Annotated in this window: 21 protein-coding genes; 6 read left to right on the top strand and 15 right to left on the bottom strand. The window is 54.1% G+C overall.

The window, feature by feature from the left end:
- Positions 1-181 precede the first annotated feature (181 nt).
- From ACIPIZ_RS11000 to ACIPIZ_RS10975, 6 genes are read left to right on the top strand one after another with little or no spacing between them, the layout of a single operon-like run.
- The gene (locus ACIPIZ_RS11000; protein ID WP_401165405.1) at positions 182-2,350 is read left to right on the top strand and encodes a glucosyltransferase domain-containing protein; all 2,169 of its coding nucleotides are present in this window, start codon (positions 182-184) and stop codon (positions 2,348-2,350) included.
- Entirely contained in the window at positions 2,340-4,373 is a 2,034-nt protein-coding gene (locus ACIPIZ_RS10995) for a hypothetical protein (protein WP_401165307.1), read from the top strand. Before ACIPIZ_RS11000 ends, ACIPIZ_RS10995 begins: the two co-directional genes overlap by 11 nt.
- Before the next feature lie 60 nt (positions 4,374-4,433).
- Positions 4,434-5,573, top strand: coding sequence for a DegT/DnrJ/EryC1/StrS family aminotransferase (locus tag ACIPIZ_RS10990; RefSeq protein ID WP_401165305.1), 1,140 nt, complete (start codon positions 4,434-4,436; stop codon positions 5,571-5,573).
- Between the two features lies 1 nt (position 5,574).
- The gene (locus ACIPIZ_RS10985) at positions 5,575-6,510 is read left to right on the top strand and encodes a glycosyltransferase family 2 protein (RefSeq protein WP_401165303.1); all 936 of its coding nucleotides are present in this window, start codon (positions 5,575-5,577) and stop codon (positions 6,508-6,510) included.
- Entirely contained in the window at positions 6,507-7,463 is a 957-nt protein-coding gene (locus ACIPIZ_RS10980) for a WxcM-like domain-containing protein (RefSeq protein ID WP_401165301.1), read from the top strand. The genes ACIPIZ_RS10985 and ACIPIZ_RS10980 overlap by 4 nt, the downstream gene beginning before the upstream one ends.
- Positions 7,460-7,855 carry a GtrA family protein gene (locus ACIPIZ_RS10975; RefSeq protein ID WP_401165299.1) on the top strand — a complete coding sequence of 132 codons (396 nt, stop codon included), beginning with the start codon at positions 7,460-7,462 and terminating at the stop codon, positions 7,853-7,855. Before ACIPIZ_RS10980 ends, ACIPIZ_RS10975 begins: the two co-directional genes overlap by 4 nt.
- Positions 7,856-7,946: 91 nt before the next feature.
- Here ACIPIZ_RS10975 and ACIPIZ_RS10970 read toward each other — a convergent pair whose 3' ends face one another.
- From ACIPIZ_RS10970 to ACIPIZ_RS10900, 15 genes are all read right to left on the bottom strand, one after another.
- Positions 7,947-9,041: an acyltransferase family protein gene (locus tag ACIPIZ_RS10970; protein WP_401165297.1), complete on the bottom strand. Its 1,095-nt coding sequence runs from the start codon at positions 9,039-9,041 to the stop codon at positions 7,947-7,949.
- A 106-nt stretch (positions 9,042-9,147) separates the two neighbouring features.
- The gene (locus ACIPIZ_RS10965; protein WP_401165295.1) at positions 9,148-10,158 is read right to left on the bottom strand and encodes a glycosyltransferase family 4 protein; all 1,011 of its coding nucleotides are present in this window, start codon (positions 10,156-10,158) and stop codon (positions 9,148-9,150) included.
- A 112-nt stretch (positions 10,159-10,270) separates the two neighbouring features.
- Entirely contained in the window at positions 10,271-14,485 is a 4,215-nt protein-coding gene (locus tag ACIPIZ_RS10960; RefSeq protein WP_401165293.1) for a glycosyltransferase, read from the bottom strand.
- The gene (locus ACIPIZ_RS10955; RefSeq protein WP_401165403.1) at positions 14,482-15,792 is read right to left on the bottom strand and encodes an ABC transporter ATP-binding protein; all 1,311 of its coding nucleotides are present in this window, start codon (positions 15,790-15,792) and stop codon (positions 14,482-14,484) included. Before ACIPIZ_RS10955 ends, ACIPIZ_RS10960 begins: the two co-directional genes overlap by 4 nt.
- Entirely contained in the window at positions 15,779-16,597 is an 819-nt protein-coding gene (locus tag ACIPIZ_RS10950; RefSeq protein ID WP_186567821.1) for an ABC transporter permease, read from the bottom strand. The genes ACIPIZ_RS10955 and ACIPIZ_RS10950 overlap by 14 nt, the downstream gene beginning before the upstream one ends.
- A 115-nt stretch (positions 16,598-16,712) precedes the next feature.
- Positions 16,713-17,705 (bottom strand): glycosyltransferase family 2 protein, encoded by a 993-nt coding sequence (locus tag ACIPIZ_RS10945; RefSeq protein ID WP_236427491.1) that lies wholly within the window; start codon positions 17,703-17,705, stop codon positions 16,713-16,715.
- Between the two features lie 397 nt (positions 17,706-18,102).
- Positions 18,103-19,056, bottom strand: a complete 954-nt coding sequence (locus ACIPIZ_RS10940) for a UDP-glucose 4-epimerase family protein (protein ID WP_401165290.1) — start codon at positions 19,054-19,056, stop codon at positions 18,103-18,105.
- On the bottom strand, positions 19,053-19,976 hold the full coding sequence (locus tag ACIPIZ_RS10935) for a glycosyltransferase (protein WP_401165288.1): 924 nt from the start codon (positions 19,974-19,976) through the stop codon (positions 19,053-19,055). Before ACIPIZ_RS10935 ends, ACIPIZ_RS10940 begins: the two co-directional genes overlap by 4 nt.
- 51 nt (positions 19,977-20,027) lie before the next feature.
- Positions 20,028-20,918, bottom strand: a complete 891-nt coding sequence (gene rfbA / locus ACIPIZ_RS10930) for a glucose-1-phosphate thymidylyltransferase RfbA (RefSeq protein WP_401165286.1) — start codon at positions 20,916-20,918, stop codon at positions 20,028-20,030.
- The gene (gene rfbD, locus ACIPIZ_RS10925) at positions 20,915-21,808 is read right to left on the bottom strand and encodes a dTDP-4-dehydrorhamnose reductase (RefSeq protein ID WP_401165284.1); all 894 of its coding nucleotides are present in this window, start codon (positions 21,806-21,808) and stop codon (positions 20,915-20,917) included. Before rfbD ends, rfbA begins: the two co-directional genes overlap by 4 nt.
- Positions 21,805-22,881 carry a dTDP-glucose 4,6-dehydratase gene (gene rfbB / locus ACIPIZ_RS10920; RefSeq protein WP_177330969.1) on the bottom strand — a complete coding sequence of 359 codons (1,077 nt, stop codon included), beginning with the start codon at positions 22,879-22,881 and terminating at the stop codon, positions 21,805-21,807. Before rfbB ends, rfbD begins: the two co-directional genes overlap by 4 nt.
- Before the next feature lie 225 nt (positions 22,882-23,106).
- Complete coding sequence (locus tag ACIPIZ_RS10915) at positions 23,107-23,346, bottom strand: lipopolysaccharide assembly protein LapA domain-containing protein (RefSeq protein WP_064391440.1); 240 nt, start codon at positions 23,344-23,346, stop codon at positions 23,107-23,109.
- Between the two features lie 30 nt (positions 23,347-23,376).
- On the bottom strand, positions 23,377-23,673 hold the full coding sequence (gene ihfB, locus ACIPIZ_RS10910) for an integration host factor subunit beta (protein WP_003189779.1): 297 nt from the start codon (positions 23,671-23,673) through the stop codon (positions 23,377-23,379).
- 150 nt (positions 23,674-23,823) lie between these two features.
- Positions 23,824-24,102 carry a hypothetical protein gene (locus ACIPIZ_RS10905; RefSeq protein WP_064391441.1) on the bottom strand — a complete coding sequence of 93 codons (279 nt, stop codon included), beginning with the start codon at positions 24,100-24,102 and terminating at the stop codon, positions 23,824-23,826.
- Positions 24,103-24,317: 215 nt separating this feature from the next.
- A partial coding sequence (locus ACIPIZ_RS10900; protein ID WP_401165281.1) for a S1 RNA-binding domain-containing protein occupies positions 24,318-24,618 on the bottom strand: 301 nt, incomplete at its 5' end.

Genomic DNA, 24,618 nt, shown 5'->3' with positions numbered 1-24,618 from the left:
CATAGAGGCCGCCGCCTGACCGCCTTCGTCCCCACATGTCTGAAGCTTGCCATCTCTGTACTATGACATGGTGGCAGAGTCGGTATACTGCGCCCGCTGTCAAGAGCGGGGAGCGGAGCCGCGACCAGACAATATCAGCTCTTAATATTGAACATAGCTTATAAGGAAGTGAAAGGAAGTGATGCAGACAGGAAAAGGCTCATCCGTTAAAACTATTGCAAAACGGGCTATTTGTGGCGCTTTCATTACATTGGTCATGGCCTGGGCTCTCCTGAAAAGCACTGCACTTGCACCTGTTATCACCATCAGTACCAACCATTATCCGGTCATGCAATCACAGCTGTTCTTTAAGCATCTGGACGAATACACGGAAAGAAACTCTGCGACCAACAAGTTGAACGCGGAAGATCAAACTTTCCGGTTCACCCTGCCACGCTACGACGACAACTTGCGCTGGGATCCACTTGAAAAGTCCGGAACCTTTTATGTCAGAGGCTTGAATGTGAGCATTTTGGCTTATTCGCGTTCACTGCCGCTGGATAACCTGACGCCTCTGGCACAAATCGAAGTTACCAAGCGTACATCGAGCTATGTGCTGTTCACCGCTCCGGCAGGCGTGACCGATCCGCAGGTCAACATCCGGATTTATAGCCAGGCACTCGACAGGGTTCGCTATCTGTTTGCTCTGCTCTTTGGTCTGATCAGCGCCACGGTAATTTTGGCGTACATCAAGTGGCACCGGCAGATTCTCAACTTCATGCAGAGTGAACGGACCTATATCAGCAACTTCAAGTCTCTGTTCAAAAGAGAAAACTTCGCATTGAGCGAATTCACGAAACTGCTCGGCATCGGGATTTTCCTGAACATTATCCCGGTGGTGAACTTCTTTCTGTCTGTAGACGATGAGCGCGGAGCATTCCGAACCGATCCGTCGATCTGGATCGCTGACGGTCGGTGGACTGCATTTCTGGTAGAGAAATTCATCTTTCCCCAACCCGTCATGCCTTTTGTCCCCAACCTGTTTTTCTACGCCTGCCTGGCGCTGGCGTACATGTTTATGCTTAGGGCTCACCGCCTGACATTCAACTGGGTCACGGCCCTTGCATATTGCATCTTCATTGCTCATCCGATCTGGTGGTTCATCGGTGAGTTCTATTCAAACGTACCATCGACCGGTATCGGCGTATTGATGCTGTCGATCGGCGTCTTCGCCTTCTCCAGAATCGGCATGGGCAAACACAACCGCGCCGGAACCCTCAAACTCGCGCTGCTTTCCAGCTTCGTCCTGTCACTGGCGATCGGCGCTTACCAATCGCTGGTGATGTTTTACCTGGTAGCGGGCCTCGGCGTAATTCTCTTCGAATACCGCAAGGAAAACCTGACCAGTGTTTTATCTGTGCAGCCGACACTCAAGCGCATTGCATTGTTGTTCGTCACTCTGGTTGGCGGGGTTGTACTCTATGGCGTGTTCAACAAACTGGCGCAACAGGCTTATCCAACAGAAAGGAACTACATCGATAACTTTCTGCGCATCAACGATCTGCTGGCCGACCCGATCCTGATAACCAAGCTCGTTGTCGTGGAAATGTGGAAGTTGTATTCGGGCTCCATCATCAGCTACGGCGTTTCGTTCTCCAGTATCGCCGTCGTGTCGGGGCTGGCAGTTCTGATATTGATGACGCAAAAAACCTGGAAAGCCACTTTGTGCATGGCATCCGTCATCGCCGCGATACTCATTGCGCCTTTCCTGCTTAATTTTATCGCCGGCGGCATCTACCTGCCCCTGCGATCAATGCTGGCTATTTCCTTTGTTGCCTGGGTTGTCACAATCGTCGTTTTGCAAACCCAGGGTTTGCTTCGCATGATCGGTACCGTGCTTGCAGTGTTCGTGCTGTTCCAGATGGTTTCGGTAAATGGCCAGTACTCAGCCAGCACCATTATGGCAACCAATCATGACCGTTTCACCGCCGAGGCACTCTACGAGCGGATCAGCAAAGCCAATCCCGCCTTCGACAAAAACGAGCGGGTTACTGTCGACGTTTACGGCCGCCTGCCGTTCTCCAGTCGCTATCCCGCACCGGAATCATCAACCATGAGTTCTTCGTTCTTCGACTGGGACCAGGGCAACGTCTACCGGATGCTGGACTACATGCGCCTAATCGGCTTTACCAATGTTTATCCGACCAGCATCATCGCGCGCATTCCGCTGACACCACACTTTGACAAGATGCCAATCTGGCCAGCAGAAGGTTCGGTCCGGTACGAGAATGGCATTTACTTCATCAAGCTGAGCGAAACCCCTGATCCGACCCATGCACAATACAAACGAGCCGCGTCGAATGAGCAATAAGACAAGTCGTAAGCCGATCTTGATCTGCATTGCACTCGTCGCAGCCAGCCTGTTTTTCGCGTTCGCGTCACTTTACGTCGCCAAGGCGAGAGGCATGCTGGACAACGAGAGCCATAGCCTTTGCCTCGATATCGACTCGTCCTCAGTAGGGATCACCCAGTTATTCCGGGCAAAAGTCGCGCAGGCATTCTCCGAAGAGCAATCGCAGGCTTTGCCGATCACCTCAGGACCGCAACGGGTATGTTTTGCGGTGAGCATGAGTGAGCGGTTTCTGCGTTGGGATCCGAATAACATCGCGTCCGACATGCGCATCGAGCATGTCGAAATCAGTTACAGAGGGCTGACGCAATCGCTGTCACCCAAACAGTTTAATCTGAGCAGCGGCGTCACAGATACAAGTCAGAATGCTTCAGGAGTAGAGTGGATGCTCAAAAACAACGATCCGCAGACCCACCTGCAGATCGGCACCTCGATACTGATCAAGGAGCTTGTTTACTGCGGCATTCTACTAGCGCTGTTTTACAGCTTGATAATCGGCGTGGTTGCCTTCTTGCTGAAAAAACTGTTCGTGGAAAAGAGCGTTGCCTACCGCATGTCGGCAGTCACTGCTGCGTTGTTACTCAGTGTGTACCTGATCACCGGTTTAATTGTTGTTGGCGATGGCGCTGGATGGGACGGTAATGTTTATTTGAACCTGCTGTTCGAGTGGAAGAACACGGGCATCATTCCTGATACCGATCCTTATCGCATGAGCCGGCTCGGCGGGTTCTTCCCCGCGGTTGCCGCCGAATTCCTGTTCGGCTTGTCGAGGCTGCAACTTCTGTATGTGCAGATGGCATTCAATGTGCTCGCACTAAGTGTGTCGGCCGGGTTGTTTTTCGATTATTTGCGCAAGTCCGCCATAGCCGCTCGGTCTGCAGTTCGATACACAATCATCTTGTTGCTGACATGGCCGATTCTGGTTATGTCGACTTACAATCCGCTGTTGAGCGATCACATAGCGATAGCGCTGTCGTGCCTCAGCCTGTGGCTGTTTGCCCACAAGCACTTCAAGTCATTATTGCTTACCTGCCTGATCTCCCCACTGATCATGCCGGGCCTGTTCCTACTGCCACTGATGCTGTTGACGTTCTCGAAAGGCGAAGCGGCAGCAAACTTCATCAATCGATTGGTATTTGGCAAAAAAACGCGAATCGCAGTATTCCTGGGTATCGCAGCGACGATGGTCTCCTATGCGTTGCTTTGGTTTAGCCGAATTCCGGACAGCGAAATCCTGCACGTCGGCTCATCCCTGACACCCGGACTTCCTCAGTTCAGATTGATCAGTTCGACCTACCTGATCGCCGCGCTGATCCTCGTTGCCTGGCTCTGGAGTCGCTTGCTGGAACGGAACAGTGCACCGGCAGCATTCTCGATCAAGTGGTTTACCTTGGGCGTGACTTTCGCGATATTCGGACACGCTGCCCTGTATTTCGGACTCGATTGGAACAAGGGTTTCCGCGGCCCGAACTTGCTGCAAAACATGTTCTATCAAGGTCTGAATGCGCCTTTTAAACCGATACTTGCGCATTTCATTTACTTCGGCCCCTGTTTCGTCATTGCTCTGCAGTTGCTGTTCCGCTCCAACAAGAGCACGTCATCAGCAAGACACCTTCAAATCGCCTTGCTGGGATTCCTGCCATTGCTGCTGGTAGGTTCGGAAAGTCGCCAATGGATTGCCATTCTTCCATTTCTCGTGGCGTTTGTTGCACAAGCGGATATTTCGGAAAAACACCAAAAGTTGATGATTGGCTGCTCCGTCATTCTCGCTGCGCCGCTGTTCTGGCTCACGGAATCTGTGGCGAAAGCAGTTTCTTCACACTTACCGATGACAGATCCCTCGTGGCAGTTTTACTTTGGCCGACAAGGCCCGTGGATGTCTCAAGGCAGCTATCTTGCAAGTGCAATAGCGCTATTCATATTCATGACAGCCTGGCGGATTACACGATCGCCAAGCGTCAAAACTGGTATGCAGACCGCCTGAGAGCGGCTCCATTGAGCCGACATCACAGTCAATTTGTGTAGTAAAATTGCGCGTATTATCATGCGCGCAGTTAAAAAATCTGGATGGATCATGGACGCAAATCACCAAATTCCTTTGTTTTCCGCAGTAGCAGCCAATGCCGGGATCGACTTCTCCGAACCGTTGATGCGCGTCGTTAATCGCCACTGGTACATCATGGGCGAAGAAGTCAAAAACTTTGAGCGTGAGTTCGCTGCGTATGTCGGGATCGAGCACTGCATTTCGGTAGCCAACGGCTCGGAAGCATTGGAAATTGCCCTGCGCGGCATGGGTGTCGGCCCGGGCGACCGGGTTGTGACCGTTGCCAACGCCGGTTTCTACAGTAGCACGGCGATTCATGCTGTAGGCGCCACCCCGGTCTATGTCGATGTCGACGCCAAGACTCTGACCATGTGCCCGCGCTCCCTGCAACAGGCGCTGTCGCAACCTGCTAAAGTCGTGGTCGTGACCCACCTTTACGGGCAACTTGCCGCCATCGAAGAGCTGGCGAGCATCTCTCGTGCCGCAGGCGCGGCTGTCCTCGAAGATTGCGCGCAGTCCCATGGGGCACGTTCGCCGAACGGCCAGTGCGGGACTCATGGTGATCTGGCCTGCTTCAGCTTCTACCCAACGAAAAACCTTGGCGCACTTGGCGATGGCGGTGCGATTGTCACCTCATCATCCGACATCGCGGCACGCCTGCTGCAAATACGACAGTATGGCTGGTCGAGCAAATATCACGTCGACGTCCCGCACGGTCGCAATAGCCGTCTCGATGAAATGCAGGCCGCTATCCTGCGCGTAAAGCTGCCGCTGCTCGACCAGTGGAACGAGCAACGTCGCTCAATCGCCAGCCGCTATTGCACGGCCTTCAACGCTTTGCCGGTCAAGCTGCCGGCAAGCCTAGGTGAAGACTTCGTCGCCCACCTGTTTGTGATGCGCGTCGACAATCGCGCAGACTTCAGCGCCTTCCTCAAGGAACATGGCGTCAGCACCGACGTTCACTATCCGATTCCCGATCACTGGCAAAAAGCCTACACCCCAAAAGAAACGTGCAATTTGCCGGTGACCGAATCTGCCTGCACCCAATTGGTTTCCCTTCCCTGCTTCCCCGGCCTGACCGATCAGCAGGTCGAGCGCGTTATTGAAGTGGTTGGCGCCTACTTCAAGCGGGAGATTTAGGGTGCTCTCGCTCGTCATCCCGGTTTATCGGAACGAGGAGTCATTGCCATCGCTCTTGAAAGCTGTCGACGACCTCAATGTCGAGCTACAGGGCGCACTCGAAGTGGTTTTCGTCGTCGACGGCAGCCCGGATCGCTCGTATGAAATCCTGCGTGACCGGCTGCCCGAGCAGAACTTTTCCTCGCAGCTGATTCTTCTGTCGAAAAACTTTGGCTCGTTCATGGCGATCCGTACAGGCTTGCAGCATGGTAAGGGCCGCACCTTTGCGGTGATGGCTGCCGACCTGCAGGAACCACCAAGCCTGGTGCTTACGATGAATCGGGTGTTGAATACCGAACCGGTCGACGTAGTAGTCGGCGTACGTGAAAGTCGCGAGGATCCGTTCCTGTCGAAACTTGCCTCGAAGACTTTCTGGGGACTGTACAAACGCTACGTAATCCCGGAAATGCCTGCCGGTGGCGTCGACATGTTTGGCTGCAACCTGGAGTTTCGCGACAATCTGCTGAAGCTTGAAGAGCGGCATAGCTCGCTGATCGCCCAGATTTTCTGGCTCGGCTTCCGTCGCCAGGTGGTCAGTTACACTCGGGTTGCCCGAGAGCATGGAAAGTCGGCGTGGACACTGAGAAAAAAGGTCAACTACTTGATGGACAGCGTGTTCTCGTTCACCGACTTACCGATTCGACTGCTGATTCGCGTCGGAGCCGTCGGCTCGGCGCTTTCCGCGCTATACGGCGTGAGCGTGATCCTCGCCAAGATCGGAGGTCTGATCGAGGTGCCAGGCTACGCCATGACCCTGTTTACCATCACGCTGCTGGGCAGCTTGAATCTGCTGGGACTGGGCGTGATCGGTTCATATGCCTGGCGCACCTATGAAAATACAAAAGGGCGCCCATTGGCGATCCCTATGAAAGTTTCTGAGTTTGGAGCCAATAAATGAGTGATTCACGGGATTTTTTCGTTCACGACCGTGCGATTTGTGAATCGTCCACTATTGGCGCTGGCTCGAGAGTCTGGGCGTTTGCCCATGTGCTGCCGAACGCCCGGATCGGCGCCGAATGCAATATCTGCGACAACGTGTTCGTCGAGAACGACGTCATCATCGGTGACCGCGTGACACTGAAATGCGGCGTGCAAGTCTGGGACGGCATCACCATTGAGGACGATGTTTTCGTTGGACCGAATGTCACATTCACCAACGACAAGTTCCCGCGCAGCAAGGTTTACCCGGAAGCTTTCTCCCGCACCATTATCCGTAAAGGTGCCTCTCTGGGCGCCAACTCAACGATTCTGCCGGGCATCATCGTTGGCACTTCGGCAATGGTCGGCGCGGGCGCAGTCGTCACGAAATCTGTTCCACCCAATGCCATCGTGGTCGGCAACCCGGCAAAAATCATCGGCTACGTCGATGCCAAGCCTACCGATGGTGCATTGGTGGATAATCCAGTCAAGGTCGGCAGATCGGATGTCTACCCTTGCGGCGTCACGCTGCACCGCATGATGGAAGCCGTCGATATGCGCGGTAGCCTCAGCGTTGGCGAATGCGGTAAAGATGTGCCGTTCGAAGTGAAGCGTTACTTTCTGGTGACCAATGTTCCAACGGCAGAAACCCGTGGCGAGCACGCTCACCGCGAGTGCCACCAGTTTTTGGTAGCGGTCAAAGGCACCGTACATGTCGTTGCCGACAATGGTAAGCATCGTCAGGAGTTTGTTCTGGACAACCACACGCTGGGCCTTTTCCTGCCAGCGATGACCTGGGGCATTCAGTACAAGTATTCGACGGACGCTGTTCTGCTGGTCTTCGCCTCGGAACACTACATGGCCGATGACTATATCCGTGATTACGATCAGTTCCTGATCGAGAAGAAGCAGCAGGCAGTTTCGCCGGAATGAAGCTGAAAAAACTGCTGGAGATCAAGTTTGTCCGGTTCCTCCTGACTGGAGGACTCAACACTGCACTGACGTATATTCTGTACTTGGTTTTATTGAGTTTCCTGCCTTATATCTGGAGTTACTCAATCAGTTACGTATGCGGGATTTTTATCGCGTTCATGCTCAGTCGCTTCTTCGTATTCAAAGAACACCAAGGGTTGAAGTCCGCCCTGTTGTTCCCTTTTGTTTACCTGGCTCAATACATCCTGGGTGTTTTCATTGTCTGGCTATGGGTCAAGAAGCTCTCGCTTCCTGAATACCTCGCGCCGCTGGCAGCAATTGCACTCACGCTGCCGCTGACCTTTGTGCTGAGCAGGCTGGTGTTTGTGAAGGGTAAAACGCCAGCGCATTGAACAGCCCGTAGACATCCAGCCTGAACAGTTGTTTTTGGCGATCAACAGGCATAAAAAAACCCGGTAATCCGGGTTTTTTTATGCCTGGAGGTCAGGCTGTTTTTTCAAGCACCACCGGTGCCGAGAACTTCTTTTTGAATTGCATGGCCGGCTTTTCAATGTACCGCCAGGAGAGCCAGGCCAGACTCATGGAAATAACACTGGCGGCAATCGCCAGCCACCAGGCGTTGATAGACTTGTGAGAGATCGACACCAATGCCTGCTGGATCGGGAAAGCGAATAGATAGGTACCGTAGGAGAGATCGCCAAGCTTGCGCATGCCATCAACGCAGACTGGGCGACGATAAGCGAGGTACATCAGCAAGTAAGGCAACGCGATAAATAACGCCAGTTCATTGTAATTGAATCGTGATCCGATCAGCAGGATCACCAGACACATTGCCGCGATACTGCCTTTGAACGGCACGATGTCCTTGTACTTCCAAAGGAGAGTACCCGCCAGGAAAATCAGACCAAAACGCATGGCCGGCATTACTGGAGTTGTGCCGAAAAGCGTTCTCGGTGCAATGGGTCCATGGAAGAACAACCAGATAGAGAATGCCGAGATCAACACAATTACCGGCACAACCAGCGAGAAGGTTTTACGCCCGGCAAAGAAAATGGCGGCCAGCGCTACGTAGCAGAACGCTTCGATCGGGATCGTCCACAACGAACCGTTCACCGTCTGCGGATAGGTTACATCCATGAAGACGCCAGGCAGTACGAACGCTGTCTGATACGGAATCGAATTGGTCAGATAACGATAGGTGCCGGAGTTCTGGAAATACTCGCCAAGTGGCAGTGCCGTGAAAATCGGGCCCAATATCAATGCGGTGACAAACGAGGTAACCGCCAGCGCCGGTACTATGCGCAAAGCACGTGCCTGCCAGTATTCGTTGAATGTCCGCCGCTCCAAAGAACCGGCAATCAGAAAACCACTGATCGCAAAAAAAGCACTGACTGCGAGGCTTCCAGGCTCATACCCCATAAAAATATTGAACCACGTTCCAGGCGATTTACCTGTGAGCGCAAAGCTATGTGTTATCAGGACGACCAGCGCGGCGCACAATCTGATCAAGTCAAAATTGTTAGTACGAAGCTTTACCATGTCGCCGAGTGATGTTGCTGACTGCTTGAAATTGATCATTACGCGAACTCGTTTTGCTACCTTATATTCGGCGCGCGCATATTATCACGTAAGTGCGGCAGGATAATTTCGCCGCTTCGAAAGCAATCTTATCCGCCGCTCAAGCTTACTCTGCCCTTCCCGCTTGGTACTTGAAGGCAAGAAATACCAAAGGAATATAAGCAAGGATGAGTCCTGTCACCCCGTCCAGCCAGAATCGACTGACGCCTACGGCAATCGGCAGCAACCACAGCAGATTGATCAACCCCACTGCAACCGTGACCAGCCAATGCTGGCCATATCGGCGCGAAGCGAACTGATAGGCATGACTGCGATGGGCCTCATAAACCTTCTCGCCGCGAAGCAGTCGGTGCAGGAGTGTAAACGTTGCGTCGACGATGAATACGCCCAGCAGGATCAGCCATCCCCAAAAAAGCTCGAATGACACCCAGCTGGCCGCAAGCGCGAGAATGCCCAAAATCAGGCCGAGAAACCCGCTGCCGGCATCGCCCATGAAGATTCGCGCCTTCGGGAAATTCCAGACCAGGAATCCGCCCACAGCGGCCGCGAGCAGTAGAGTCGACCCAATCAACGGGGCATCGGCACCCAACGCGTACAGCAGGCATGCACCCAGGCAAACCGTGACCGCCTCGACACCGGCGATCCCGTCGATACCGTCCATGAAATTATAGAGGTTGAGCATCCATACGAGATAAAAAGCCGCCAATGCCGATCCGAGCCAGCCCAGATCGAGCACGTGACCAAATGCATGAATCGGCGGCAAACCTCCCAACCAATAGAGTGCCCATGCAGCCGCGGCGAAATGCCCCAGGAGCCGCCAACGTGCGGCGATGTGGCCGTGATCATCCATAAAACCAATGATCGCGACCACCGCGCCGGCCCCCATCACCGAGACAAACAGTCCTGTGGAGATCAACTCTCTTGCAAACAACAGACAAAGCGCGGCCAGAAAAGTGACCACGATCGCCACGCCTCCCCCCCTCGGGGTCGGAATCGTGTGAGAACTCCGGTCGTTAGGAATATCGATAAGGCTTTTGGACAAGGCATAACGGCGCAAGAGCGCCGTCAAGATAAGAGCCCCGGCAAAAACCACTGGTACGAACAAGACAATACTCATAAGCCCAGTGGCTCCTTTTACAAATACCTGAATTCGACATTGCGTCAAAAAAATATGAATAGAGCGCCGCTGCCACGGTCTTTGCAGTCACGTGGCAACAGGCAATAGCCACTTACCTTTTATGGATGTCCACAATCTCATGCAGTGGCCGCTTGGTCAGTATTCGCTTGATTCTCTGACGCAGGGCATAAGGAATAGTGTTGCTGAGACGCTGCATGCCAGGCTTGCGATAAAGCGTCCAGAGCGCAAGGAGAGCAATCTCCTTGGTGGTCAGCGGCACCTCATACTCCCCGCTCGACTTGTGGGTAACAGGAAGCTCGACGACACCGGACTGCTGCACGGGCCTAGCTTCGCCACTGAACAATTTCTCGTAAGCTGCCGAGTAGAAATCCGCGCTCGGGAGGCCTGCACTGTGTAGTGGCGCCTTAACCGGATCACCGGCAACCGCCGCGTTGACGAACTTGCTCATCTCGACCAGCAACTCTTCGGGCTTGATACCGTACGGGTACACAAGCGTATTCTCCCGATTGGAGAGGCGTTCCGGAAATGCACCAATGTCGGGAGCAATGATCGGCAGACCCGAGGCCAGCGCATAACTCAAGGTATAACTGTAGGTTTCCGGCCATTGCGCAGGAAACAGTATCAGATCCAGACCGTGCTGCAAGATCAAGCGCTCCAGATCAGCGGCATCGTAACGCCCTGTGCTAGACACCCCTTTCAAGTCTCTGTAGGCAAAGCCCAGAAGCTTGAAATTGAATGGCGCATTACCTGCCGCTCGGATAGCGACCATCTCCTCGAGATAATCAGCACCTTTCTCCTTGCCCAGCGCACCCAGCACACCAACCTTGTAGCTCTGCTTGGAAGCGATCGGCGCCACTGAAGCACTTGCAGCTCGCCCGTCTTCCAGATGCGCAGCCACAATCGGAGCCGGCAGAGCATAGTGCTGCTGATAAAGCGCCAACGTGTATCCGGAAGGGAACACCACTGTTTTTGCGTTTTCGATAAAGCTGCGTAGCTGCTCACGCCACGCTGAAGGCGAAACGCCTTCCGGCAGAGGGAACGCTGGATTGACGAGGTCATCGTAAAACTGGCCTGGATACACGCCTTGCGAATCGGTCAGCGTCGGGTTGCCATTGAGCCAGTAGAAGTCGTGAACTGTGAGCGCGTAATCTTTGCCCAGCTGCGCCGGCAGCTCCAACAGCGCCGGATTCAGACCAAGCGAGTGATGGTAATGCACAAAACCGACGCCACAGGTTTTGAGCAAATCCAGCAGCAGTGGATATTCTTCCGGGATCCGGAACACCAACTCATCCGCCCCGGGGAACGAGCCCATTTTCAGGGAGACCGCACCGGTACCTCGATACGGCGTCAGAACGAGATTGCAGGCATTCGCTTCGAGCGCCTTGCTCAGTTCCTCGACATGCTGCTTGACCCCGCCGCCAGCCTCATGGGAGACCTGCAAAACCTTAGGCCGATCAAGCGTCGAGAGCAACTGCGCCAGTCGATTGATTCGCACAGCCTTGACCGGATCGTCAGCGATGAACGTCTGAATATCCAGGTGATAGTCAGGGTGCAGCTCGACAATCGTTTTGAAGGCATTTTCGATCAGTGCCTGCTTGGTTTCGGAGAAACTGACTCCGCCCTCGTGGAACGCGTATAGATTCGGTGTGATCACGTTGAACCAGCCGGCCTTGAGCGCGCGCTGGCACAAATCGTTTTCTTCGCCGTAACCACGGCCGAATTTTTCCTCGTTCAACAACCCGACGATGTCCAAACAATCGCGGCGCACATACATGCAGAAGCCGACACCGGTAGGCGCCTTCACATTCGGCAGTCGAGCACCGGCAAAAACTTTATCGATCTGGTGCACATCCAGCCCGAAAGCCTGTTCGTTTTCGTACAGGAAGGACGGGAAACTGCAGATAGTCGCGTTATTCGAAAACGGCGTCACCGTACCGATATTCGGTGCAACGTAGGCCTCTGCGGTCAGTCGCTCCAGCCAGTTTTGTGGAACGATGACATCGCTGTTGAGGAACACGATGTCAGCATCAGCGGCTTGACGCATCCCGCGGTTCACGGTTTTGACGAACCCCAGGTTGATCTGGTTTTCGAGGACGGTGAGGACGCCCGGCCATTGCGCTTCAAGCTCAAGCAGCATTTCCTGCATCCCGGCATCGGGACTGCAGTCGTTGATCGCGATAATCTTCGAGTCGGCCTGGCGAAGAATTCCCGGCATCGCTGCATTGATACAGCGCTTGGTCATTTCGATTCCCTTGTACACCGGCAAGATAACCGTAACCGGCCGGACACGCTCGATAGGCGCCTCAACAAGGTAGCTTTCGACAACGGGTGCCGGCGCCTTCAGTTCCTGTTGGCGCAGATACGCCGTCAGCGAAAGTTTGCGGTTTTCCAACTGACGGCGAAATACCCCAGTGCCCTTACGCAGTGTGCGCACAGCAAAACGTATTGGCTTGGTGATGAACCAGGAGTTCGAGTTGATCACATTGTCATAGGCCGCTTGCGACTCGGCCAACGCTATGGACAAACAAATTCGCTCGGATTCGAACTCGGATTGAAGTCTTTGAATTTCCTCGCTGGTCGCGTTTAGCGTTGCTGTTTCCGCTGCTAACGAAGCCTGGGATTTGTTGAACGCCATCAATAAATTGTCGCTGATGATTGTGCGGTCTTCTTCCCACGACAGGAACTCGGTCGGTTTACGGCCATTGATAGCGCTCTGTACCGATGCTTCGATCGACAGAAACTCGCGAACGTCACCCTCATCAATCGGATAGTTAGCCGCCGCACAGGCTGTAAAGACGAACTCTTTGTAGGTCGCCGTGGCGAAATCGGCGCTCGGGCTGAAGCGCGTCACCGATCCAAGCAATTGCCGTAGGGTCCTGAACAACAGAAACTCGACGCGCAGACCGACGGTCAACGACCATTCCTTATCAATCAGGTAAGGTTCGCCTGCGGGGTCGACCATGATGTTCTGCGGAACAGCATCAAACAGATGCCCCGGCAACAAACCATCTGCCCCCGGCTGCTCACCGGAAATATTTTTCAGTATGTCCACGTAGCCGTTCAGGAATACGCCTACCTGGGCATAAGTCCAGCCTTCGGCATTGACGATCTCGATCAAATTCGTCGAGAGAACCTGCCCTTTGACATAAGGCTCTGACGCCGTCAGTTTGAATTCGACGATAGAGTCCACAGCTGGCGCCGCTTGCGTCTCGGCCAACTTCTCGTAGTGAACGCGAATTGAGCTGTCAGCACCTTTTTTGAACGAGGAGCTCTTGCAGAACTCAGCCCGGCGGTCACTGCTGAAGTGAACGGCCAGCGTTCCTTTATCGAGGGTTTTACGGGCAACCGGCGAAGCACCGATGAGGAAGGAGTTGGACATATCCATGCCCAAACCATTCTTGCAGATCTGCGGCCACGCCAACTCGAGCGAAAACGTACATAGCTCAGGCAATTGCGGGTCGCGCTGGGCGCTTTGCCAGGCAAAAGCTGCAGCATCGAAATCAGGGTCGACAAAGCCTTCTTCCGTGACAATCGAAACCGGCAGTTTGTAATCCGGAAATGGCGCAAAAAATTCGTTGGACGAGAAGCCGGCACCGGACAATAGCGAAGCCAGCGCCTGCTTGCCGTAGGTTTGTGGGGTCGCACTGTTGTAGCGACCCTCGACACCGAACATCGGTGTAACAACATGGTCTTCCGGTGCGCCCGCAAAATACTTGAGACCCAACTGGTTCTCGATGGCGATGATCAGCAAACCATCCGGCTTCAAGAGCGAGCGGACTTTTTCAAGCATGTTCGCGCCCGGGTTCTCACCCGAAACAAACAGGTTGGCGTACTCAAAAACACCGATCAGCGTGATGACATCAAACTTCTTGTCAATCTGGAAGCTTTCGAAGGTTTCGGCCAATACCGATACGTTCGGCAAGTCTCTGGTACGCGCACGGGCAATGCTGGCACGGCGGGCACTGCCCTCCAGCGCCAGGACATTGCCGCCCTGCTCGCCCAGATAGCGGGTAATGGCGCCGCAGCCAGCGCCGATTTCCAGGACGTCACCGCGAAGATCGGCATCAAACACCCGCAGCAGGTTTGCGCGAGTGCTGGAGAGGTAATACAGCGATGGCCAATCCGTGCACCAGCCACGTAGTTCATCGGAGAAAACACTGACATCACGCGCCTTGTCTATCAAGTACTTGATGCGCAGTTCGGTGGTATCGCCGTCACTGTAATTGATACTCGCATAATCCGGCCGCGACCAGATCTTGAGTTCTTCGTTAAGTTGATAGCCCGCTTGCGTCAGTAAAGTATTCAATTTGTAACCTTTTTGGCACGAATGCTCGAATCTAGATTTACCAGCCCAAAAAACTTGTCTGTCGGCCGTACCTGCAAGTGCACAGAATCGTAACGGCGATCCCGTGGAGTCACTTCTTCACCGTCCTTGGTCGAAACACCAAGGGAAATGAAGTAGTCACCCGGAGCCAGTTCGCAGGCAATCGACAGCTCGACCTCGACGATATCGCCCTTGCGACCAAAGGCACGGAAATCCGCAGAGTCGAGCGTTTCACTGTTCACGCCGTAAACGGTCACACCTTCCTTGGTCTTGATGGTCATGCCGAGGATAGGGCAAACCAGATCGGTATCAAATCTGACGAACACGGCCAGCTTGAGCTTCGACCCGGTGTCGACAGCGACGGGATACTCTTGGCCATCCGCGCTTAAATGAAAGTCGATGATCGTTGCTGCACGATCGCCCCAACGATATTCATTGGGATTGTAGTTGGGGTGCGTATCAAACACGTCCATCCCGCCCTCAGGCGTGTGATACGTTTCCGGTGCGTCGACAGCAGGCTCGAGTTCAGTCACCACAGAGTTCTGGGTCTTGCCGAACAGCAAATCCAGATAGCGATTGACTACTTTGCGTGGCTCGCCTTGCTCTAACTGCACACCGTCATTCAACAGGAATGCCTTGTCGCAGTGAGTCACGATCTGCTCACTCGAATGCGTCACGAGGAGGATACTGGTGCCATTCTCCTTCAACTTCTTCAAGCGATCAAAACAGCGCGCCTGGAACTTCGCATCACCCACGGCCAACGCTTCGTCAACAATGAGAATGTCCGGCTCGACCTGCGCCTGAACGGAAAACGCCAGGCGCACGAGCATGCCGCTGGAATAGGTTTTTACCGGCTGATTGATAAACTCGCCGATGTCTGCAAACTCGATGATTGCATCGTACTTTTCATCGATCTCTTCTTTGCTCAAACCGAGGATAGTTGCGTTCAGGTAGACGTTTTCGCGGCCGGTAAACTCGGGATTGAAACCCGAGCCCAGTTCAAGCAACGCGGCGATCCGGCCGTGGGTTTCCACAGTACCGCCGGTAGGGTTCAGGGTCCCGCAGAGAATCTGCAACAGCGTGGACTTGCCACTGCCGTTTTTGCCGACAATCCCGACGGTCTCGCCTTTACGGATCTCGAACGAGACATCGTGGAGCGCCCAGAACTCGCGGCAATATTTCTTCCTGCCGCGACTGAGCATCTGCAGCAGACGATCACGTGGCTTGTCGTAAATCTCGTAGCATTTACTGAGATTCTGAACTTTGATGGCAATCTCAGATGACATCAGCAAATCCTTTTCGAGTTTTCTGGAACCAGGCGAAACCCAGCCAGGCGACCACTAGCGAGCCTGCGAAATAAATGCCCAGAACAGTGAAATCTGGCATCCGCCCCCAAAACAGCACTTCGCGTGCGTATTCAATGGTTGGCGTGAGTGGGTTCAACATCAGCAAGTGCTGATACTTTTCAGGCAATGCACTGGCCGGGTAGAAAATGGGGGAGAGAAACATCAGTACCGTAGTCAGGATCCCGATGAATTGCGCGACGTCACGCAAATAAACGCCGAGCGATGCCAAGGCCCAGGTCAATCCCATGATCAACAACACCAGAGGCAACATGATCAGCGGGAACAACAAGACCGTGAGATGTGGCGTACCAAACAGAAAGACATAGGCAATCAGCCACACGATCAGACTGATCACCATATGAAACAGTGCAGAGCCCACGGTTACCCACGGCAGAATCTCCAGCGGGAAGACCACCTTCTTGACGTAGTTGGCGTTGGAAAGAATCAATGTCGGACTGCGATTGAAGCACTCGGCGAACAGGTTGAATACGATCAGCCCCGCGAACAGGATGAGCGCGAACTCTGTCTTGGAATCACTGCCGCCACTCCAGCGTGCCTTGAAAACGACACTGAAGACAAACGTGTACACAACCAGCATGAAGACCGGATTGAAGAACGACCACAGAATCCCCATGAAAGACCCGCGATAGCGCCCGACAACCTCTCGCTGCACCAGCGCTCCGATCATGCTGCGATTACGCCACAAACTACCGAGCAATTCCCTCGGCGAAATCGAAAAATTACGCATTAAACACACACCTAAAAAAACGCAGGGAGAGGAACCTCATCAAAAATTCTCTCGTTCAAATACTACTGACGTGCCTGAAGGACGCTCGCAAAGCGTCCTTCAGGCGCGAATATGTTCATATTCGATTAATGACCGCGGCCAGCATCAATCCCAGGCTGCCCCACACGGTCTGTCGATAGACGCCGGATCTTCTCAACCAGAGGAATCGAGCCGTGCCGCGGGATTTTCGGGCCCTCTGGAACAGGTCCAGCGTCAATTGATTCTCTTCGCTCAACCGTGTCCGGACCGATTCAAGGGCAATGATATTTCTCTGGTTCCATCCTTTGAAACGACCGCTGAACATCATGCGCAATCTTGCCAAACGCGCACGCATCCCCATGTCGGAACCGATCAGATTGGTATCGTGCTGCCTGTAAAGGATGGTCGGGGCATGATCATAGACAACTTGTCCACCCGCACCGGTCACCAACAGGTAGGCCCACCAGTCATGGGAGACTATATCGAGATGCGCCCCGGCCTCCTGAAACAGCGCTTGCGCCGAACGGTTGAAGACCATGGTGTTGCCACCGGCAAGGCTCTGCACCAATGCATTGGCAAAACTGGCCGGCCGTGCGAACAATGGCGAACAGCCAATCACCGCTCCCGCATCGTCAATCAATTCAGTACGCGCGCAATACAACGCTGGAATGTCCATCGGCAGATGCTGCAGCGACTTGAGAGCAATCTCAAGTTTGGCGTCTTGCCATATATCATCCTGATCGGCCCATGCGTAAAAATCGGACTGAGCGGGGGCAACACAGGCCAGCGACAGAAAGTTCGCAGCGAAACCTCGCTTCGGGCCTTGCCGGACAGTCAGCTTGCCTTCGCCCCAGGCCTCGGCGTATTGGCGCAATATGTCCAGAGTGGCATCGGTTGAGCCATCATCCGATACAACAACATCCCAATTCTGAAAACTTTGACGAGCAATGGAATCCAGTTGTTGAGACAGAAAACGCTCACCGTTGTAAGTACACATAAGGATTGTGACGCGCGAAGCGTGCGAACCTTTACCCGGCTCGCGGGGAGGTAAATCGCCTGTCTGAACAGCTTGCGGAAGAGGGACTACCACCGAGCACTCCATTGCGTTAAGGATAAAATAATGACGGGGTTGATTCGCCCGCCATCAAACCGCGCACTATCATTGGGGCAAGCCTTACATGCTCTTCTCATGGGCCGCTCCGACTGCGCAAAATTTGCCATTATAACAATGAGTCAAAGCCACTTGATAGCCCGGTGATATCACTACAGGAAATACGGTCGGGCATTCACAGCACCGGAAAATAGAAATCCCATCCGCCTGGATTGAACTTCAATAGCCCGGCAAAGCTGCATTGGTTTGGGGTGCGTAGGGTATCAAGCGCCCTGCATTGGCAAAAGGGGTGGCATTCTGCCAATTGGCACTTGCAGATCGACGGCCACTACTCCCCGACACCTTCAACCCCATCCGAAAACAGCACGCGAATTGATCAATGATCGAGGTAATGCATCGCTGTGACCTTCAAGGCCTTGTCGACACTGACAGGAGGCGACCACTGCAACAGCAAGCGGGTTTTATCGATGTCGACCTGCAATGAACCGCAAAGTCTTTGCGCCATGTCCCCTTTACCCACCAATTGTGCAGCGGTTCGCAGCAGCATTTGCGGCAGAGGCAACAAAAAGGCCCGCTTATCCAGAGCCGCCGCCATACGCCGCAGCAAGCGAGTGGTAGACAAGTCTTCGCCATCGCTGACTAGAAACGTCTGATTCGCCGCTGCGGGGTGCGCAATACAGGTAACAATCAGATCCACGAGATTGCCCAGCGCCACCAGACTGCGCTGATTTCGCAACGCCCCCAATGGCAACGGCAAGCCTTTGCGCAACCAGCTCATCATGCTGAGGAAGTTGGCTTTTACACCCGGGCCATACACCAGCGGCGGACGGATGATGACAATCTCCATGCCGGTCTCACGACCGATTTCACGCAAGCGCTCTTCCGCCTCGCATTTGGAAACACCATAGGGATCAACGGGTGCGGGCTGATCGTCAGCCTTGAAGGGAATTCCGGGCAATGTCGCTTCACCATTGACCTTGATCGAACTGATGAACACAAAACGCCTGACACCCGCCTCGGCCGCTTTGCGCGCCAGGCGCGTTGTGCCTTGGACGTTGATCTCACGAAATTTTGCCAGAGGGTCGGCGGCAGTATCACTCATCACATGGACGCGGGCTGCACAGTGAACCACCGTATCAATCTGCATCAACGCTGGCAGTTCAACGCTGGCGCTCAAGTCGAACGGCACCACATCGCACAAACCGCTCAACCGGCTTTCACCGCGCACGGCGGCAACAGGCGCATACGCCTTGTCCAGCAACATGCGAAAAACCACTGCCTCACCGACAAACCCGGTGGCACCCGTAACCAATACCCGGCGCTTTGTCATTCAGCTTTTTTCCCAATAACCGCAGTGGCCCAACAAATACAGAAGAAAAACACCTTATCCCTCGTTCGACGCCGGCAATGCCGGGCATTCAGGGACAACCTCAGCAACTGTCTGCGCCCTAACGGCAACCAGCGACGCACGAACGCATCGTCCGCGACACCCACCAGTCTGGCGATCAATCGCACCTGGGAAAACCACCAGCCATCGTGAATAGTCTTGTACCGATTGATCAATGAGCCGAGGCCGGTATTCGCCCCCACTTGATTTTGCTCGTGCTGGCGATATTGCATGGATGACAACGGATCGATGAACCAGCGAAAACCGTGACTGCGGGTGTAGGCGTAGCAATACCAGTCATGCAGGCTGACCTGCTGCAACTCGTCCCAATTGGCGAGCATCGACACCTTCAACTGCGTTACCAGTCGACGACTCATGACATAGGTACAACCCGGACCGGCTGCTTCGAACAAATAATCCCAGGCAACTTGCGGCTGCCCTTTATCGAGCAGACAAGCCCGCCCGTCCGCCCAGAAGGCCGTGACGTTGCTGGAGTAGGCGTCAACCTGGCGCAACCTGATCGCTTGGGTCGCGCGATCGAGCTTGTCGAGGTTCCAGACGTCATCCTGGTCAGCGAAGGCGATGAAGTCATATTCATCGACAGGCACATCGCGAATCAGCCTGAAGAAATTACGCGACGCCCCCCCAAAGCTGCCGGCTTCAGGCAGGACGATCACTCGAGCGTGGCGCGCGGCATATTCCGCGCACCAGGTTTCGGTGCCGTCAGTGGAGGGATCGATACTGATGTAAACGGTTACATCGACGGCTGACTGTTTGAGGATCGAGGCCAACTGCTCCTCGATCCAGCGCATGCCGTTGTAGGCCGCCAGCAACACTGCAACCCTGGGATGTTCTACTGGCATGCCAATCCTGATTAGACCGATTAAACACTACTGTTCTAAATGGGCTCTCGATCAGCGTGAAGGCGTGTCCAACAGCTTTTGCAAGTATTGGCCGTAACCCGTCTTTTTAAGTGCATCAGCTTGAGCGGCCAGTTGTTCAGCGGTGATCCAGCCGTTGTGATAGGCAATTTCTTCCAGGCAGGCAACTTTCAAGCCCTGACGCTGCTCGATGGTGTGAACGAAGTGACTGGCTTCCAGCAAAGAATCATGGGTACCGGTATCCAGCCAGGCGAAACCACGACCCAGCATTTCCACATTCAGCGACTTCTGCTCGAGGTACGCACGATTGACGTCAGTGATCTCCAGCTCCCCTCGCTCAGAAGGCTTGATGTTCTTGGCAATCTGAACAACCTGATTGTCATAGAAATACAAACCGGTCACGGCGTAGCTGGATTTTGGCTTCAGCGGTTTTTCTTCGATGCTCAGCGCGCGGCCGGAGGCATCGAACTCGACAACACCAAAACGCTCCGGATCGGAAACGTGATAACCGAATACCGTTGCGCCATGCTGCTGACTGGTCGCCGAACGCAGGTTGTCGGAGAAGTGCTGACCGTAAAAGATGTTATCGCCCAGGATCAGGCAGCACGGATCATTACCGATGAATTCTTCGCCAATGATAAAAGCCTGTGCCAGGCCATCAGGACTTGGTTGTTCGGCATAAGTCAGTTTGATGCCATACAGGCTGCCATCGCCCAGCAGCTTGCGAAAACAAGGCAAGTCTTCAGGGGTGGAGATAATCAGAATTTCCCGCATGCCGGCGAGCATCAATACCGACAGCGGGTAAAAGATCATCGGCTTGTCGTAGATAGGCAGCATCTGTTTCGACACGCCTAGAGTCAACGGATGCAGGCGCGTGCCCGAGCCACCGGCGAGAATGATGCCTTTACGATTTGTCGTGGTCATTTGTTCAGAACTTCCCTAAGCATTCGGGTTACACCACTTTGCCAATCCGGCAAGTGTAGAGAAAAATTGTCGCGCAGCTTCTGAGTATTCAAGCGTGAATTCAGAGGTCGTCGCGCGGGTGTCGGATAAGCAATCGTGTCGATCGGATTGACTGCTGTCACAGCCAATTGCTCGCCATTGGCTTGAGCGAACGCGATCACGTGACTCGCATACCCGTGCCAGGACACTTCACCACTCGCCGCCAAATGATACAAACCCGACAGCTGTGGCTGTTGCAGCACTTGGCGAATAGCCAGCGCCGTGACGTCAGCAATCAGATCTGCACCCGTCGGGGCTCCGACCTGATCAGCGATAACGCTCAGCGTGTCGCGATCTTTGGCCAGACGCAGCATGGTCTTGGCGAAGTTGTTGCCGCGAGCACCGTAGACCCAACTGGTGCGGAAAATCAGATGCTTGCAGCCTGACGCAATAATTGCCTGCTCGCCAGCAAGCTTGCTCGCACCGTATTGATTCACCGGTGCGACGGCATCAGTTTCCTGCCAGGGCGTCGAGCCCTCACCACTAAAGACGTAATCGGTCGAGTAATGAATGAGCCAGGCCCCCAGGAGCGCAGACTCCTCGGCCATCAGCCGACTGGCATCACCATTCACTCGAAGGGCCAGCTCGGCTTCGGACTCTGCCTTGTCGACCGCAGTGTAGGCAGCCGCGTTGACGATAACATCGGGCTTGACCTGCCTGATGGTCGTGCGCAAGGCATCCAGATCGGCCAAATCACCGCTCAAACCATCGATTGCATGACGATCAAGCGCGACCAGCTCGCCAAGGGGAGCAAGAGCGCGTTGCAATTCCCAGCCTACCTGGCCGTTCTTACCCAGCAGGAGAATCTTCATGCTTTATTCGAGCGATCTGCGTAGTTCTGGTCAATCCATTGCTGGTAGCTGCCGCTCTTCACGTGCTCTACCCACTCGGTGTTGCTCAGATACCATTCAACAGTCTTGCGAATACCGGTTTCGAAGGTTTCTTCCGGCGTCCAGCCAAGCTCTCGCTGGATCTTGCTGGCGTCGATTGCATAACGCACGTCGTGACCAGGACGATCCTGAACATAGGTAATCAGGCTGGCATGCGGGCGATGTGCCGAGTCCGGACGCAACTCATCAAGCAGCGCACAAAGAGTGTGCACGACTTCAATATTCTGCTTCTCGTTGTGGCCGCCGATGTTGTAGGTCTCACCAATAACGCCTTCGGTAACGACTTTGTACAGTGCACGAGCGTGGTCTTCGACATACAGCCAGTCGCGAACCTGGTTTCCTTTGCCATAAACCGGCAACGGCTTGCCTTCCAGCGCGTTGAGAATGATCAGCGGGATCAATTTCTCGGGGAAGTGGCAAGGGCCGTAGTTGTTCGAGCAGTTGGTGACCAACGTTGGCAGGCCATAAGTACGAGCCCAGGCGCGAACGAGGTGATCAGAGCTGGCCTTGCTGGCCGAATAAGGCGAGCTTGGCTGATAAGGCGTGGTTTCGGTGAAGAGGTCTTCCGGACCTTCGAGGTCTCCGTAAACTTCGTCGGTCGAAATATGATGGAAGCGGAAGTTGGCCTTACGCGCGTCATCCAGTGCCGCCCAATAATGGCGAGCAGCTTCCAACAAAGTGTAAGTGCCGATGATGTTGGTCTGGATGAACTCTGACGGGCCAGAGATAGAGCGGTCGACGTGAGATTCCGCAGCCAGATGCATGATGGCATCGGGTTGGTGCTCACGCAGGACGCGGTCGACCTGATCACGGTCGCAGATATCGACGCGCTCAAACACGTAGCGCGAATCACCGCTAACTTCCGCCAGCGACTCAAGGTTACCGGCATACGTCAGCTTATCGACGTTAACGACAGAATCGCTAGTGTTGGAAATGATGTGACGGATGACTGCCGAGCCGATGAACCCGGCGCCGCCGGTAACTAGAATTTTCACGCGAAACCATACCCTTGAGCTGCGGACAGTGACACCAACGAGCACTGTCTAATCCATGAATGCAGAAGCCATCAAAACTGAAGCTTCTGTCAGAGTCAGTCTGAATCGATGTGGGAATAGGCCACTATCGAACAAGGGACGCATTTTACAGCTTAATGAATCTTTTACTAATGGATATAGACAGGCAGAGGCGCAATTTCGACAGACGCCATGCACTTGTCGTTTTCAGACAAGACGCTTGCGCGCAGCTCTGGACGAGCGTCCCAGGAACAGGCCGAGTATAGGGCCGATAAACATGCCTGCCAGCAATGCCAGCACCACGACCAGAGACACCGGAAGTTCAGGACCTGCCCAGCCCAAAAACAACAACGAAACCGATTGCTGGTTCTCAAGCACAAACGCAAGAATCGCCAACACCAGCAAAAGAACAAAAACGCCAAGAAGTATGCGCTTTAGATTACGCATGAGCATCTCCCTGATAATGAGCAGCGAGGATCAAACGCCCTCCTCCTCTTCCTCGTTCACACGATCACGCAGCTCTTTGCCCGGCTTGAAGTGCGGAACGAATTTCCCGTCAAGGCTGACGGACTGCCCGGTCTTCGGATTACGTCCGACACGCGGGGCGCGATAGTGCAGTGAGAAACTGCCAAACCCACGGATCTCGATACGATCACCGGTGGCCAGACATTGAGACATTTGTTCGAGCATGGTCTTGATGGCCAGCTCCACATCCTTGGATGAGAGCAGCCCTTGATGGGTGACAATTCGTTCGATCAACTCCGACTTCGTCATATTTTTCCCTTCTTTTTCAAGCAGCTAGATCAGCGCTTGAAAGGTTTTAGCACGCCCGGAAGATTTTGAACAGCCCAGGGATTGACATATCTTCCACAGCATCGCAACGCCCATTTTCAGGGCATCCTGCCAAGCCGGGAGACCGCAGATCTAGCGGCACATCACCAGCATGGTGCGAGTCACGAACCCCGCAGGATTAAAGCCAAAAGGATAATCGTCTTCGTCCTTGGCATCGTCAGATCGCGTGATCACCTTGTAGCCAGAGCCCTTGCACTCCTTTGCCGCGCGCTTCTGACATTTTTCCCAGCCAGACCCCAACCCCGAACAGTCGATCTCGATTCCACTGACGCCACGTATGGCATGAGTCTTCGCACTGGTAGTACAGCCCACCAGCATCAGCACTGCAACGAGGACAATAAACTTGTTCATCCACTTCCTTATGCCAGGCCAAGCCCGGCGACTACGTACCTGAAATCAAGCTTAGTCGCGAATAGGCGATTGATCCGATTAAAGAAACAGACAGCCCGGGAAATGGATTGGTTTCACTTCCCCCTCCCGTTTCAGTAAAACGGAAGGGCCGATCAACAAATCGCAGGCACAAAAAAGGGCGACCGAAGTCGCCCTTTTTAATGATCAAGCAGAACTCAGTTCTGTTTGGCCATTGCTTGACGCAGCAGTGCCGCCATAGTGGTGTCGGCTGCTTCGCCTTCCGGAGCTGCTTTCAGGCTCTGGATAGCTTCTTTCTCTTCAGCATCGTCTTTCGATTTGATCGACAGCTGAATGACGCGGCTCTTACGATCAACGCTGATGATCTTGGCTTCTACTTCCTGGCCTTCTTTCAGAACGTTGCGCGCGTCTTCAACGCGGTCACGGCTGATTTCGGAGGCTTTCAGAGTCGCTTCGATATCGTCGGCCAGAACGATGATGGCGCCTTTGGCGTCAACT

This window comes from Pseudomonas sp. NPDC087690, from assembly GCF_044743175.1.
Lineage (GTDB): Bacteria > Pseudomonadota > Gammaproteobacteria > Pseudomonadales > Pseudomonadaceae > Aquipseudomonas.
Note: the sequence above shows the minus strand (reverse complement) of the source record. Positions and strands in the feature narration are given on the sequence as shown.